Source organism: Streptomyces sp. NPDC054841 (assembly GCF_053611045.1).
In genome coordinates, this window is record NZ_JBSGZO010000209.1 from 1 (window position 1) to 14,426 (window position 14,426).

Sequence of the window (14,426 nt, forward strand, 5' to 3'; positions counted from 1 at the left end):
GGCTTCCCGGCCGAGGTGCTCGCGGAGGCGGAGCGGGCGGCGCGGGAGCCGCGGCTGCCGGAGCGGGATGCGACGGACATTCCGTTCTTCACGATCGACCCGCCGGCCTCCACCGACCTGGACCAGGCGATGCATCTGGGCCGCCGCCGGGGCGGCGGCTTCCGGGTCAGCTACGCGATCGCCGATGTCGCGGCGTTCGTGACGCCCGGCGGCGCGCTCGACGCCGAGGTGCACCGGCGGGCGCTGACGCTCTACTTCCCGGACGAGAAGGTTCCGCTGCACCCGGTGGTGCTCTCCGAGGGCGCGGCGAGTCTGCTGCCGGACCGGACGCGTCCGGCGCTGCTGTGGACGATCGACCTCGACGAGGACGGGGCCGCGGTCGCGACGGACGTCCGCCGTGCCCTGGTGCGCAGCCGCGCCAAGCTCGACTACACGGGGGTGCAGCGGCAGATCGACGCGGGCACCGCCGAGGAGCCGCTCGCGCTGCTCAAGGACATCGGGTTGTTGCGCGAGAGGCTGGAGGTCGAGCGGGGCGGGATCTCCCTCAACGTCCCCGAGCAGGAGATCGTCCAGCGCGACCACTCGTACAGCCTCGAATTCCGCGCCCCGCTCCCGGCGGACGCCTGGAACGCCCAGGTCTCCCTTCTCACGGGCATGGCCGCGGCCGATCTCATGACCGCGGCCGGCACCGGCATCCTGCGGACCCTGCCGACCGCCCCGGACGGCGCCGTGGCCCGGCTGCGCCGCACCGCGAAGGCGCTGCACATCGACTGGCCGCACCATGTCTCGTACGCGGAGGTCGTCCGCTCCCTCGACCCGTCGGACCACCGCCACGCCGCCTTCCTGCAGGAGTGCACGACGCTGCTGCGCGGCGCCGGCTACACCGCGTTCAGCGGCGGCCGGATTCCCGACCCCGCGATCCACGCCGCCGTCGCCGACGCGTACACGCACTGCACCGCCCCGCTGCGCCGGCTCGTCGACCGGTACGCGGGCGAGCTGTGCGTGGCGGCCGTGGCCGGGGATGAGCCGCCCGGCTGGGTGCGGGAGGCCCTGGAGGCGCTGCCGAAGGAGATGGCCGACGGGGCGCGGCGCGCCAACACCGTCGAGCGCGAGTGCGTCGACATCGTCGAGGCGGCCCTGCTGAGCGGACGGATCGGCGAGCTCTTCGACGCCTTCGTGGTCGATGTGAAGGACCACGAACCGGACGTCGGCATCGTCCAGTTGCAGGACCCGGCGGTGGTCGCCCCGATCGAGGGCGGCGGGGCGGACCTCCCGCTGGGCGAGGCGCTGCGGGTACGGCTCATGCAGGCTGACCCGGGGGCGGCGAAAGTACGGTTCGCGCCTGCGTGAGGGCGCGCAGGAGGGCCCGGGCGTCGTCGGCGTGGCAGCGGACGGTGTGCACCTGACGCTCCTTCCCGAGCAGCCCCACGGCCGTGACGGGCTCCGCCAGCTTCAGGGTGAGGGACGTCTGCGCGCCGACGTCCAGATCGAGGACACCGTCCTGCTCGGGGTGCGTGAAGAGGAGTTCGTACGAGACGGACGCGATCCGGTCGAGCGGGATCCGCAGGTCGACATGGGCGCCCTGGCGCAGCCGCAGGGTGTCCGCGGACAGGATGTGCGGGCGGGTGACGGAAGCCGTGTACAGCCCGATGACGAAGAAGACGGTGTACACGTCGAGGAAGAGCACGATCCCGTGCACGAACGGCCAGGAACTCAGCAGGTACGACATCCCGACGGTCTCGACGACACAGACGAAGCCGAGGCCGAAGAGGATGGCGGCCTGGCCACGGGCGTGCCCGAAGGACTGGTCGCCATGGCCGATGCCGTCGCGGCGGCGCGCCGCCCACAGGACGACGCTCCACATCAGCCGCAGCTCGTGCCCCAGGAGCCGGAGCACCGGCTCGGGCACCAGCTCACGGACGGCTTCGCGGGCGCTGCCGCGCTGCCTGCGCAGTCGTAGGAAGACGGCGGCCTCGGCGAGGAGCAGGAGCAGCATGGCCGCCTCGGCGGCGGTGACGGCGGCCGTGGGCGGCCGTACACCCAGCACCAGACAGACCGCGAGCGCCACTTCGGCGGGTATCACGGCATAGGCGACGCCTCTGAGCCCTCGGATCAGCCGCTTCACCGGGCACGCTCCGCGACGATGCGCAGCGCGCGGCGTACGGCGGCGGCCTGGGCGGGGGAGAAGTCGGCGAAGAACGCGTCCAGGACGGCGCTTTCGGGCAGTGTGCCGGTACCGAGCCCCTCCACGACGGCGTCCGGCATGGAGTCGGCCAGCGCCTGCGCCGCCTCCGCGACCCGCGGGTCGTCCGTCCCGGTCTCCTTGTCCGCGAGCGCGTCGAGCAGCCCGTACACCTCGTACGCCCGTTCCGCCGCGCCCGGCGCCTCGGTCATCCGCCGCATGGCGCCGAGCAGCCGCTCACGCTCGGCCGCGGGCGCGACGCTGTCCAGCAGGGCGAGCAGTTCCCGGTCCTTCGCGGCCATGGCGGACCCGGACGCGGTCACCCCGGCGGCGGCCTCGGCCTCGGCGATCGTTGCGAGGAGCGCGGCCAGCTCGGCCGACACGGGTCCTTCGGCCGTCAGCCGTCCTTCCCGCGCCTGTTCCAGCAGCACCCCGAGCCGCCGGCGCCGCTCCGCGATCTGCTCCTGCTGCCGGGCCAGGTCCTCCTCCAGCTCCTGCAGCACCTCGACGAGCTCCCGCCCGGCGTCGTCGGCGAGCACGTCCCTGACCTCGTCGAGCCCGAGCCCGAGTTCGGTCAGCCGCCGGATCCGCGCGAGCAGCACGGCGTCCCGCACCGAGTAGTCCCGGTAGCCGTTGGCCAGCCGCGTGGGCTCGGGCAGCAGGCCCTGGTGGTGGTAGTGCCGCACGGCCCGCGGGGTGACCCCGACGAGTGCGGCGATCTCTCCGATACGCATGGCCTCAGTAGAAACCCTGACGCTGCGGCAAGGTCAAGCGAGCCTGCCGACTCGGTGGCGAACGCCCCCGGGCCCGATGATCGTGTGCCACGATCGAGGGAAACAGTCCCCTCTCACGGACGGCGGGGTGCAGCGATGTCCCAGTCTGGCGAGCGACCGAGGAAGGAGCGCGACATGACTGCCATGCCGCATGAACCGCTCACGCAGGCGGACGTCCTGCTGGAGGGCTTCCTGGCGCTGGACACGCCGGAGGGCTTCCGCGCGGAGCTGATCGAGGGGGAGATCGTTGTGACACCGCCGCCGGACGGGGACCACGAGGACTGCATCAGCCTGATCGTGAAGCAAGTGATCAGGCGTTCACGTACCGACATGGATTTCTCCGGGAACAAGGGCCTCAAGCTGAAGCGCGCGCCCGACAGTTCGAGGGACCACGTCATCCCCGACGGCACGTTCGCGCCCACCGAGCTGAGACTGTTCCGTGGCGCCGATTCGTGGATGCCCGCTGACGGCGTGGCCATGGTGATGGAGGTGACCTCCACCCGGCCGGACAAGGACCGCGAGACCAAGCGTCGCTGCTATGCACGGGCCGCCATCCCCCTGTATCTGCTGATCGACCGGGGTACGTCAGCTCTCACCCTCTTCAGCGAGCCCGAGGACGGCGACTACCTCCAGCGGCGCGCCATCCACTTCGGCAAGGTCCTGCCCCTGCCCGAGCCGTTCGCCTTCGAGCTGGACACCGCCGCCTTCGTGTGAGGCGCGCGCTCGGGGTCCGCACCGCCGGGTAGCATGGTCACCACGGCAGACGAGCCGGGCGGACGGCCGCGTGAGGAACCCTTCGGGGCGCCTCCCGAGGAACGTCCGGGCTCCACAGGGCAGGGTGGTGGGTAACGCCCACCCGGGGTGACCCGCGGGACAGTGCCACAGAAAACAGACCGCCGGGGACCTCGGTCCCCGGTAAGGGTGAAACGGTGGTGTAAGAGACCACCAGCGCCTGAGGTGACTCAGGCGGCTCGGTAAACCCCACCCGGAGCAAGGTCAAGAGGGGCCACCCCCGAAAGGGACGGTGGCCCTGCGCGGACGTTCGAGGGCTGCCCGCCCGAGTCCGCGGGTAGACCGCACGAGGCCGGTGGCAACACCGGCCCTAGATGGATGGCCGTCGCCCCGACGACCGCGAGGTCCCGGGGCACAGAACCCGGCGTACAGCCCGACTCGTCTGCCCCTCAGAGCTTCTGACCAGCGAAATCACAAGTCAGAGGCTCTTTTTCGTGGAGTGGCGGGCCTCGCCTCACCCCGTTCCGTCCCGGTTCAAACCGGACCTCATGGCTACGAAGGTAGCCACCAAGGTAGCCACGCCTCGTCGGGCCGGAGGTGGGCGTGCGGAGCCCGGGGAGAGGCCCTCCCAGGCCAGGGGCCTTTCGGCGCCGGAGTGAGTGGCGAAGCGGGCTCACTCCTTGTAGTTATTCCTCGGTGTTTTCGGGTTCTGTGTGGCGATCGTGCGGCGGTGGATCGGTTGGCTTCTGCTCGTCAAGCCAGGCTTGGATGCCCCCGGGGTTCTGCGCGGGCGCGTCGAAGGGAATGATGGGCACGGGGGGCGAAGTGGCAAGGAAGGCCGCCAGTTCATGGGGCAGCGCGGCCACTGAGGGCTCAAGCTCCTCGATTTTAGTCAGGAGTCGTCGCAGTTCCCCATCCATAAGCCGGAGATCTAGGTGTGCACCCGCTACATGGATCGCGCCGTTCTCCATGTCTATGAGGCGCATGGGCGGAGCTTGGAATTCGGGCCTGGTGCCCGTCTGCCACTCCTCGACAGTTGGCCGAGGCAGGTGGACGATCCATTCGTCGAGGCGCTCATCAAAGTGCTCGCTACCGTTCCGAACCTCGCGAGCCGCCAAGGGAGACGCGTTATCCACGTCAAGGATCTTTCGCAGGAACGGACCCCGCTCCTTCCGCCACTTCAAGCCCTCGTCGGTCCCTTCGGGGCCCTTCGACTGAACAGGCCAGAGACTCCTGGAGACCTTCCCCAGAAAGGTGAGGAAGTCCTCGAAGCAGACCCAGGCGGCGGGCGGAGTCGGAGTCTGCCGCGCGTAGTCCATCAGGGCCGCCACAGCCGCCAGGGCATATCGGGTGTCGCGCGCCAGCCACGTCAAGTACACCCGCTGCGCCCATGGGTCTTCGGATATGTCGTTGCTCACGGGCGTCATTGTGGCGCCTGTGAGCAACCAGGCGGGAGCGAGATTCATACGTCCATGGCTCGGGTTGTCCGTCCCTAAACAGCGGAAGGGCCCCCTGGCCATGTGTCGGCGCTGGCCAGGAGTGCTCTGAGTTGGGGGTAAAGCCCCCGGCCAGGGCTATCGCGGCGCCTGAGGCTTCCGGTGCCTGCCGGTCCCAGGGCCGAGTTTCGGCGCCGGCCCCGAGGCCGAGGTGACCTCGGTGTCGGGGAACAAGATGCGTCTCGCGTCCGCGAGATTCACCGCGAAGCCGTAGGGCTCCCAGATGTGGCCGTTCCACCGCTGGATCGCGCGGGGCGCGTCAGGGTTCAGATGCGATGCCTGCGGACCGTCGCCGGGGACGAGCGGGATGGCACGGAGCCACCCGATCTTTGCGTCACGGCGCTCGGCCCAATCGGACAGCGGTTCGTCGTCCATCGTGCTCGCTTCCTGCGGCCCGGGAGCGGATGCCTCGGAGGGTAGTGGTTCAGGCGAGCTGGTGTTCCCAGCGCAGCGATGGGCTCGGGTCAATCCAGTACAGGTGTGACGCGGTCGTCACGCGGAGTCGAACAGTGCCGATATCCGGGGAGCCGGCGTCCTGCCAGGCGGCGAGGGCGCGCTCGACATCGTCCCAGAGTGCCACGGGGCCACCCTGGCGGACGGTCCAGCTCTCGCCGTCGGCGATGAACTCGGCGAACGACTCCCGTTCCGGATCGAACAGGTACCGCAAGGATGAGCCGTCGCTTCGGGCGGCGCGGACGAACTGCGCACCCGGCGCGGCGAGTTGTGCGAGGAATGCGGGCATCCACTCTTCCAGAGCGAGAGGGGACACCAGTGCGGTCCGCTCGCTGTCCGCGTAGGCGGCCCGGGCGGAGAGGTCGCCCGCCACGGGCGTCATTGCCTGGGCGCGCGCCTGCATGAAGGAGGAGCGTCTGACAATCGCACCCTCGGCGGTACCGTCATCGCCGACGGTGACCTTCGCGAGACCAGTACCCCAGGGCCAGGAGCCGACCGTGCTGAGGACGGTGCCACCGGGCTTCGTCTGCCGGACCCACGCGTACGGGATGCGACGGACCGCGCAGGTTGCGATGACCCGGTCGTACGGCGCCCGGTGCGGATGGCCGAGAAGCCCGTCGCCCGTCACCGTCCACGTCGAGTAGCCGACGGATTCCAGGGCGGCATCGGCGCGTGCCGCCACCTGAGGGTCGACCTCGATGGTGGTGACGTTGTCCTCGCCGAGGTAGTGGCACATCAGGGCCGTGGAGTAGCCGGTGCCCGTGCCGATCTCCAGGACGCGGTGTTCCGCCGTGAGGTCCAGGGCCTCGATCATGCCGACGACGGTGGTCGGGTCGGTGGAGGACGACGTGGGCACGCCCGTGACGGGTTCGCCGGTCTGGTCGGCGGTGAGGTGGCCGTCGAGCTGGGTGGTGAGGGTGTCGAGGCTATACACGATCCTCAGCCACTCCTCCGGATCGGTGCCGAGCGCGGTGACGGGCCGCCAGGTCCGCCCCTCGTTGAGGAAGACGCCGGGGTGGAGGAACTGCTCGCGGGGGACGGTCTCCACGGCTCCGCGCAGCCAGGGCGACTTCAGGACGCCGTTGCTCGTGAGCAGCGCGGCCATGCGACGCCGCTCGGATGCCGCGTTGGTCATCGGCGGTCTCCTTCCATGAGTAGGTCGGCGAAGGCGGCGGACATCGGGAGGCCGGTCTCCGTCTCCAGCCATCCCCATTGCCCGTTGGGGTTCAGCTCCAGCCACCAGTAGTTCCCCGCCCGGTCCACCGCGAGATCGAAGCTCCCTGATACCAGCTCCATACGGTCCAGGTAGGCGTGTAGTGCCTTGTCCACGCGATTGGGGAGGTGCTCGACGGTGTAGGTCAGGGCGCTGTAGTCCTTGCGCCAGTCGAGCAGTTCGGAGTCGATGCGTACAGCGAACGTGTGCCGGCCCACGATCAGAACACGGAGGTCTGCGACCTTGTCCACCCGTACCTGGAACAGGTGCGGGGTGACACGAACACTGTCGTCGATCTCGTCGGCGGTGACGGGATCAGCCCATCCGGTCACCGGCACGCCCTCGCGCGTGTACGGGGTCCACCGCAGCGTCTTGAAGATTGAGTCCCCCTGGGTGCGGATGAACTCGCGTGCCTCGGCTGGGACGTTGGTGACGAGGGTGGGCGGGATGGTGAAGCCGAGCTGCTGGGCGAGGGCGAGCTGAGCGGGCTTGTAGTCGGCCGCCGCAATGTGCAACGGGTGGTTGACCCAGAGAGGGCTGTCCAGGGCGTAGAGGGTGCCTGCGAGTCCGTAGCGGACCTGCGCCGCCGCGAACCGAGAGTCGTCCGGAGGCAGGTGGGGAAACGACGGCCACTCTGGGCGGCGCCAGTACACCGATCGGACGCGGGTCAGGTCTGCGGTTCTCGACGGGGTGCGCACCTGCCCGACCACAGGGGCCGGGCAGGTGCCGAACCGAGCCGAGACCGTGAGGTTCGCGCCGATGTCGGCGGGGTTGAACCGGACCACCGGCACATCGCGCCGGTTGAGTTCGGTGATCACCATGTCGGCGGTGATGTCGTCCGCCTCGGTGGCCACCAGCACCGGCCTCTCCTCGGTCGTGGCCATCAGTCCTGGCTGCTGTCCTGGTCGTGACCCTGGTCGTTCCGGGAGTCCGAGTTCGTCGTCGTGGACGTCTCGGTACCGGAGCTGGTGCCGTGTTTGCCCATCTCGACCACCTGCCCGTCGTGGTCACGGAACACCCCGAGCTGCGTGGTGGGATCGACGGCGACCGTGGCGTGGGGTCGGCGGATGGTGGTCGGGTAGGGCGTGAGTCGGCCCGCGCCCCACGGCCGCGCGGGGGTGGGAAGTGCGACGGAGGTGGTCATGGGACTCCTTCGGTTGCAGGGGTGGCGAAACCGCCCGCGCCGACGGGGCGGACGGCGAACTGCGGGCAGCGACTCAGAGGCGGGCGGCCTGAATGTTGTCGGCCGCGGTCGTCCACTCGACCCCGGACGCGGGCCGGATGTGCGCGACCCGGACCGTGCCGTGGCTGTGGAGCTCGTGCGTGACGGCGACGAGAACGCCCTCCCCGCGAGAGGCGACGTCGCGGACGTTGGTGTTCAGGAGCGGGTGCTGCTCGTAGCCGTCGGGGCCGACCGGGGTCACGTCTTCGTCCCCTGCCGAGCCTCGACGCGGCGCATGAACTTCTCCCAGCCGCCGGCCGCCCGTACCCGCAGAGCCCGGCTCGGCGCACCCGGTCGGGGCTCCGGCGGCGTGTACGTACGGCCGCTGGCACCAGGGATCCTGCGGGGCAGTTCGGAGGTGTTCACGCGGGCGCTCCTCTCGGACGGGGGCAGCAGCTCGCCGCGGCTCGGACGGGACACGGCGCGGTCCGCTGCCTTGGGGGATCCGCCCAGAGGGTCCTTCACCCTCTGAGCGGCGTGTGACCAGTGAACGACGATCCGTTACTGTCTCCCAGAGCGGACCCCGCGCAGTGCCCAGGCGTTTTCCAGGCGTCGGGTGGCGCGAGTGGGGAACGGTGCTCTTCGTGAGGGGAGACCAATGGCATTAAGGCGTAGGCGCTTTGCTGAGCGGCGGGTGGCACAGGGTTACTCTCAGGAGGAATTCGCAGAAGCGCTCAGGGTGGCCGCATCCACCGTGATCCGTTGGGAAGGTGGCCGTGCCACTCCACAGCCGCACCAACGGCCAAAGATCGCCAGCCTGTTGGGAGTCACCCTCTCCGAGCTGGAAGGGCTTCTCTTCGAAGAACAGCCGGCCGAAACCGCCGTGCTTCCTGACACCCTGCCCCTCCTCCACGGTGATGATGACGATATGAAGCGCCGCGATGTCCTGGGCCTGCTCGCCGTCACAGGCGCGCTGGTCACCCTGCCCGGTTCGGACGAGGCCCCTCGAGGGCGCACGGCGGCGGCGCTTCTGGAGACGGGTGACGACCTTCACCGAAGCCTGTGGCAGGTCTACACCCTCTCGAACTCCAAGCAGGCCGTCTTCCCAGCAGTCCGCAGGCAGCTCGACGTCATGACGAAGGGATTGGCCGAGGCGCGCACCTCGGCGGATCGGGCCCGGCTGTGCACGATGACGGCTGACGTCTATCAGCTCGCTGGCGAACTCTTCTTCGACGCCAACCGGTACACCGACGCCGCCCAGTGCTACACGTTGGCCGCCCAAGCGGCCCATGCCGGTGGTGACCACGACCTCTGGGCATGCGCCATGACCCGGCACGCCTACGTCGAGCTGTACGCCCGCCGTGCGCCCGCAGCCCAACCCCTGTTGGCGGTCGCCTCCCGGATCGCCCGACGGGGCGACAGCGCCTTGTCCACCCGCCACTGGGTCGCCGCCGTAGAGGCTGAGGCGTACGCGGCTATGGGTGACATCGACGCCTGCACTCGGGCCCTCGACGAAGCTGAGAAGGTGCACTCTCTCGGCGACCACTCCCATAACGGTGGTTGGCTCCGTTTCGACGGCTCCCGCCTCGCCGAGGAACGAGGAGCCTGCTACCTCCAGCTCGGCCGCCCCGACCTTGCGGAAGACGCCCTCACCGCAGCCCTCGCCCAACCTCTGTCGCTGCGCCGCCGCGCCGCCGTACTGAGCGACCTTGCCGTCCTCGGAGTCCACCGGCGCGACATCGGCCAAGTCGTGCACTACGCAGAGGCTGCGATCGGCCTGGCCGGCCAGTCGAACTCGGGATTCATCGGGAAGAAGCTGGACGGACTCCGAGGACGTCTTGCCCCGCTCATGTCCGATGGCCGAGTCTCGAATCTTGATCACCGAATCGCGGCGCTTTCGCGTACCGCATGACGAGAGGGACACGTGCATGAGTGACGGTCGGATCTTCCGCGAGGCGTGGATCGCCGGTGTGACCAAGCACTACCCCGGTGAACCGAAGGCGGGCTACGTCACGCCGTGGGGCGAGACGCCCGAGTGGGAGCGCGAGGCTGCCGCGGCCGTGTACGGACAGGTGCGCGACTTCATCAAGGTCAGCGAAGGGCACGCCGCCCGGCTCACCCGCGAGCAGAAGGGCCACTTCGTGGCGATCTGCTGGACCGCCCAGATGTTCAAGCACTTCGAGGACCCGAAGCCCGGATACGTCGCCGAGTGGGCCGACCTTCCGGCCTGGCAGCAGGAGACGGACTCGGACATCTTCGAGCACATCGAGCAGACCGTCTGAACTCCGAGGACGATGAAGCCCCCGTCCGGACCGCTCCCGGGCGGGGGCGTCGGCCTACGTAGCCATCAAGGTAGCCACGCAAGCGCCCTCCATCTACGTTTGCGCAGGTCATAGCGGTGTAGCGACTCTCCCCGGCGTACAGCCCGACTCGTCTGCCGCCCCGCATTTCCGCGGCCCGGGGCATGTTTCCTGGGGAAGGACGCGGCGGCTCCCCGGTGCGACGGAGCACCGGCGTCGTCGGTGCTCCGTCGCCGTACGGCTACCGATCTGCTACGGCAGCCAGCTCTGCGACCAGGCGTGCGGTGGTCGGGGTCTCGATCCGGTGGGTGGCCGCGGCCCGTAGGACTGCACCGCCGATGGCGTCGAGTTCGATCGGGTGGCCTGCCTCCGCGTCACGCTGCATCGAGGACTTCATGCTCTCCGGGGCGCGGTCGAGGAACGAGAGGACGGGCCCGGCGGACACCGGCGTCCCTGCGGCACTGGCCACGGCGGTGATTTCGTTCAGTACGGCGAGAAGTTCGGGCCGCCGCTCGTCGCGGATGGTGCCGGCGGTGGCCTGGTAACGAGTGGTCAGCAGGGCGAAAGGGGCGAGGAAGGAGAGCTTGTCCCAGAGCATCGCGGTCTCGTCGGTGCGCAGGGCCACGTCGAGTCCGGCGTGCCGAAGGCAGGATGCGAGGCCGTCGAGCGGGGCGGCCAGTTCGACGGCGGCGAAGGGGCTGGTGTGCACGATGCGTCCGGGCGCGGTGCAGGTGGCCTCGACCCTGATGGTTCCGGCCACGACCTGGTCGGCCGGGTAGCGCCGGCGCAGCGCAGCAAGGTGGTCGATTCCGTTGAGCAGCGGTACCACGATCCCGTCTCCGAGGACCTGCGGCGGAATCCGGTCGAGGGCGACGGGCAGAGCGGTCTGTTTGACGGTCACGAAGGCGACGTCGACCGGCTCGCGCAGCTCGGTGTCGGCATCGACCGCGGCGGCGAAGTCGCCGTGCTGGGCGCTCGCGACGCGCAGACCCTCGCGGCGCAGCACGCCGGTGGTCTCCTCACCGGCGAGGCAGATGACGCGATGCCCGTCGCGGGCGAGCAACGCGCCGATCAGGCCGCCGACGCCGCCCGGCCCGAGGATGGCCACCGTCATGGTGGTCGTGGTCATGTACCGCTCCTGTTCTCCGGAGACTCGCCTGGGCAGGTCTCGTTGCACTGAGGCTGGAAACCTCTATCGGCGAATGGGCCGTGGTTCTCGCCGATGGACCTGCCTCGCGACCCTGCTGCTCATGGCCGGCTGATCAGGCCCCGGAGTACCAGTCGCGTCGATGCTGTCCGATGACGCTGGGGGTGTGGTCTCCGGCCGGCTGGCTGGCTGGTCGGAAGTCGGAAGGCTTTCGTCCAAGAGCCGAGGAGCACTGTCGCAGCGACGGTCGCGACGGCGACGGCAATGCCCGATGAGGCGAAAGCGAACACCACTCCTGTGATGCCAAGAGTGAACAGGAACAGGGTCAGCACCTGCCTGCGCCGCTGTCGTCGTGCATCGCGACTGCTCAGCAGGCTGTCGCCTGTGACAGGCTCTGGGGCCAGATCATCAATTCGGCAAGAAGCCAAGACCACGATGATGCGCTGTACCTCTGCCGGCACGCGCGTCCGTCCCTCAACTCGGTTGAGTTCGACTTCGCTCCGCAGCTCTCGGACGTGTACAGCGGCCGACGCCTACCTGGCGACGACCCGCGGCATCGGCGTCCGACCGTCGGCCAGGGCCCGCGGGACGGCGTACTTCTCCCATGCTGAGGCGAAATCCCCCAGCGCACGCACGGCTGCGACATGAGGCGGTTCGAACTGAGAATCCTTCAGAATGCCGCAACGCGCCCCCCGCAGCCCCCACTGTGCTGCGAGGGGCGCCGTCTAGATGGGTCAGAACTCATGGTGATGCCCCGTTTGTTGAGGTCATGCGGGCCTGTGAAGCCGCGTCGCCTCAACTTCAGCAGAGCAGGGATCGGTGTGGAAACCGAAATGCTTCCGATTGATCATGATGCTTCGGCAGCAATCCCGAACCGCTTCGGTCCCAGGAAGCCGGATACCACCCACGGCGCGGGCTGACCGCTACCGCCGGCCAGGACGGGCACGACGTGCCGCGGCGAGGACGTGTTCGTACGCCGCCGTCACCCCAGCGCCTTGTCCAGGTTGAACGCCGCGCTGATCAGCGCCAGGTGGGTGAACGCCTGCGGGAAGTTGCCTATCTGCTCGCCCGTGCGGCCGATCTCCTCCGCGTACAGGCCGAGGTGGTTGCCGTACGTGAGCATCTTCTCGAAGGCCAGCCGCGCCTCGTCCGCGCGCCCGGCGCGGGTGAGCGCCTCGACGTACCAGAAGGAGCAGATCGAGAACGTGCCCTCCTCGCCCCGCAGGCCGTCCGGGCTGGCTTGTGGGTCGTAGCGGTAGACCAGGGAGTCGGAGACCAGTTCCTCGCCGAGCGCGTCCAGGGTGGACAGCCATTTCGGGTCGGTCGGGGAGATGAACTTGGCCAGCGGCATCATCAGCACGGAGGCGTCGAGGACGGTGCCGCCCTCGTACTGGACGAATGCCTTCCGGTCGGCCGACCAGCCGCGCCGCATGATCTGCCGGTAGATCGTGTCGCGTTGCCGGGCCCAGCGCACCACGTCGGCGGGCAGCCCCCGGTGCTGGGCGATCCGTATGGCCCGTTCGATCGCCACCCAGCACATCAGGCGGGAGTAGAGGAAGTTCTTGCGTCCTCCGCGGGTCTCCCAGACGCCCTCGTCGGGCTGGTCCCAGTTCGCGCACACCCACTCGACCAGCTCGCAGACCGTGTCCCAGTGCGCGCTGGAGATGGGCTCCCCCCACTTGTCGTAGAGGTAGATCGAGTCGATGAGCGCGCCGTAGATGTCCAGCTGCAGTTGGTCGACGGCGCTGTTGCCGACGCGTACGGGGGCGGAGCACAGATGGCCCTCGAGGTGGGACAGCTCGCGCTCGGGCAGCTTCCGGCGGCCGTCGATGCCGTACATGATCTGCAGCGGCGAGCCGCCGCAGGAGATGCAGACGTGCTCGGTCAGGAACTGCATGAAGGCCTTGGCCTCGTCGGTGAAGCCCAGCCGGAGCATCGCGTAGACGCAGAAGGCCGCGTCGCGGATCCAGACGTACCGGTAGTCCCAGTTCCGCTCGCCGCCGATCTGCTCGGGCAGGCTCGTCGTCGGCGCGGCCACGATGGCGCCGGTCGGCGCGTAGGTGAGCAGCTTGAGCGTCAGCGCGGAGCGGTGCACCATCTCCCGCCAGCGTCCGCGGTAGCGCGACTTGGACAGCCACCGCCGCCAGTAGCGGACGGTGGCCTCGAACAGGTCCTCCGCCTCGGCGACGGGGCAGGCCCGCGGCCGCACCTCGCCGCCGACCCGGTCGAGCGCGAAGACGGCGGTCTCTCCCTCGTGCAGCTTGAACAGCGACCACACGTCCCGGCCGTCGCTCTCGACCGGGACGCTGGACGTCAGCGCGAGGGTGAGGCCGGGCGACTCGAAGACGGGGTAGCCGTGCTCGGTGCGGACGGTGTGCGGCTGGGCCCCGTAGTCGAAGCGGGGTGCCACGACGGCGCGGAACGGCAGCGATCCGCGGACGCAGATCACCCGGCGGATCAGCCGGTGCCGGTCGGTCTCGCGCGAGTCGTCGACGATGGGCATGAAGTCCTGGACCTCGCCGACCCCGTCCTCCGCGAAGAAGCGGGTGATGAGCACGTTGGTGTCGGGGAAGTAGAACTGCTTCGTCCGCGTCGGCACGTCCGGGGCGAGCTCGAAGAAGCCTCCCCGCTCGGCGTCGAGGATCGAGGCGAAGACACTGGGCGCGTCGAAGCGGCCGCAGCAGTACCAGTCGATCGTGCCGTTCGTCCCCACCAGCGCGGCGCTGCGCAGGTCGCCGATCAGCCCGTGCTCGGAGACGGGCAGATACCGGGGAGAGCTCGAGCTCCCGGGGCCGCGGGTGGCACTCGGGGCCCCTTGGGTGGCCTCTTGGGTCACAGCCTCAGCAGTCACGGGTCGGTCCTCCCTCTGCCTGTGGCATATACGCCTGTACCCCCGCAATTCAGTCTAGGTCGCTCGCCGGGTTTGCCCGCCGGGCAGAGTGGCGTCACCTTCTGTGCACGAATGGTG

The 14,426-nt window shown here is 69.5% G+C and carries 15 protein-coding genes, 1 other RNA gene and 1 pseudogene; 6 read left to right on the forward strand and 11 right to left on the reverse strand.

The genetic code is table 11. The features are described from left to right. Positions 1-1,350 (forward strand): RNB domain-containing ribonuclease (locus ACWGI8_RS25200; protein ID WP_453664173.1); only part of this gene is annotated, 1,350 nt, incomplete at its 5' end. Here the strand turns inward: ACWGI8_RS25200 and ACWGI8_RS25205 are convergent. Then, positions 1,301-2,125 (reverse strand): hypothetical protein, encoded by an 825-nt coding sequence (locus ACWGI8_RS25205; RefSeq protein ID WP_453664174.1) that lies wholly within the window; start codon positions 2,123-2,125, stop codon positions 1,301-1,303. The genes ACWGI8_RS25200 and ACWGI8_RS25205 overlap by 50 nt on opposite strands. Then, entirely contained in the window at positions 2,122-2,916 is a 795-nt protein-coding gene (locus tag ACWGI8_RS25210) for a MerR family transcriptional regulator (RefSeq protein WP_453664175.1), read from the reverse strand. The genes ACWGI8_RS25205 and ACWGI8_RS25210 overlap by 4 nt, the downstream gene beginning before the upstream one ends. A 174-nt stretch (positions 2,917-3,090) precedes the next feature. Between ACWGI8_RS25210 and ACWGI8_RS25215 the strand changes: the two genes are divergently transcribed. Then, a complete protein-coding gene (locus ACWGI8_RS25215) occupies positions 3,091-3,669 on the forward strand; it encodes a Uma2 family endonuclease (protein WP_453664176.1) in 579 nt (192 codons plus the stop codon). Between the two features lie 50 nt (positions 3,670-3,719). Then, positions 3,720-4,132, forward strand: an RNA gene (gene rnpB, locus ACWGI8_RS25220) — RNase P RNA component class A. Between the two features lie 241 nt (positions 4,133-4,373). Here rnpB and ACWGI8_RS25225 read toward each other — a convergent pair. The 7 genes from ACWGI8_RS25225 to ACWGI8_RS25255 all read right to left on the reverse strand — a co-directional run bounded on the left by ACWGI8_RS25225 (position 4,374) and on the right by ACWGI8_RS25255 (position 8,437). Further along, on the reverse strand, positions 4,374-5,105 hold the full coding sequence (locus ACWGI8_RS25225) for a hypothetical protein (protein WP_453664178.1): 732 nt from the start codon (positions 5,103-5,105) through the stop codon (positions 4,374-4,376). Positions 5,106-5,261: 156 nt separating this feature from the next. Continuing rightward, positions 5,262-5,558, reverse strand: coding sequence for a DUF6087 family protein (locus tag ACWGI8_RS25230; RefSeq protein WP_453664179.1), 297 nt, complete (start codon positions 5,556-5,558; stop codon positions 5,262-5,264). A 49-nt stretch (positions 5,559-5,607) separates the two neighbouring features. Next, the gene (tgmC, locus tag ACWGI8_RS25235; protein WP_453664180.1) at positions 5,608-6,771 is read right to left on the reverse strand and encodes an ATP-grasp peptide maturase system methyltransferase; all 1,164 of its coding nucleotides are present in this window, start codon (positions 6,769-6,771) and stop codon (positions 5,608-5,610) included. Beyond that, positions 6,768-7,733: an ATP-grasp ribosomal peptide maturase gene (gene tgmB / locus ACWGI8_RS25240; protein ID WP_453664182.1), complete on the reverse strand. Its 966-nt coding sequence runs from the start codon at positions 7,731-7,733 to the stop codon at positions 6,768-6,770. Before tgmB ends, tgmC begins: the two co-directional genes overlap by 4 nt. Beyond that, a complete protein-coding gene (tgmA, locus tag ACWGI8_RS25245) occupies positions 7,733-7,993 on the reverse strand; it encodes a putative ATP-grasp-modified RiPP (RefSeq protein ID WP_453664183.1) in 261 nt (86 codons plus the stop codon). Before tgmA ends, tgmB begins: the two co-directional genes overlap by 1 nt. A 73-nt stretch (positions 7,994-8,066) precedes the next feature. Then, entirely contained in the window at positions 8,067-8,273 is a 207-nt protein-coding gene (locus ACWGI8_RS25250; RefSeq protein WP_453664185.1) for a hypothetical protein, read from the reverse strand. After that, positions 8,270-8,437 (reverse strand): hypothetical protein, encoded by a 168-nt coding sequence (locus tag ACWGI8_RS25255; protein ID WP_453664186.1) that lies wholly within the window; start codon positions 8,435-8,437, stop codon positions 8,270-8,272. Before ACWGI8_RS25255 ends, ACWGI8_RS25250 begins: the two co-directional genes overlap by 4 nt. A gap of 232 nt (positions 8,438-8,669) precedes the next feature. Between ACWGI8_RS25255 and ACWGI8_RS25260 the strand changes: the two are divergent. The 3 genes and pseudogenes from ACWGI8_RS25260 to ACWGI8_RS25270 all read left to right on the forward strand — a co-directional run. Next, positions 8,670-8,798 (forward strand): annotated as a pseudogene (locus ACWGI8_RS25260) (helix-turn-helix domain-containing protein); the annotation flags it as partial. Between the two features lie 141 nt (positions 8,799-8,939). Continuing rightward, a complete protein-coding gene (locus ACWGI8_RS25265) occupies positions 8,940-9,923 on the forward strand; it encodes a transcriptional regulator (protein WP_453664191.1) in 984 nt (327 codons plus the stop codon). A gap of 16 nt (positions 9,924-9,939) precedes the next feature. Continuing rightward, positions 9,940-10,293, forward strand: a complete 354-nt coding sequence (locus tag ACWGI8_RS25270) for a hypothetical protein (protein WP_453664188.1) — start codon at positions 9,940-9,942, stop codon at positions 10,291-10,293. A 259-nt stretch (positions 10,294-10,552) separates the two neighbouring features. Here ACWGI8_RS25270 and ACWGI8_RS25275 read toward each other — a convergent pair whose 3' ends face one another. Both ACWGI8_RS25275 and ACWGI8_RS25280 read right to left on the reverse strand, forming a co-directional pair. Then, positions 10,553-11,440, reverse strand: coding sequence for a ketopantoate reductase family protein (locus ACWGI8_RS25275; protein WP_453664189.1), 888 nt, complete (start codon positions 11,438-11,440; stop codon positions 10,553-10,555). 1,000 nt (positions 11,441-12,440) lie between these two features. Then, entirely contained in the window at positions 12,441-14,222 is a 1,782-nt protein-coding gene (locus ACWGI8_RS25280; protein ID WP_453664193.1) for a glycoside hydrolase family 15 protein, read from the reverse strand. Between the last annotated feature and the right edge of the window lie 204 nt (positions 14,223-14,426).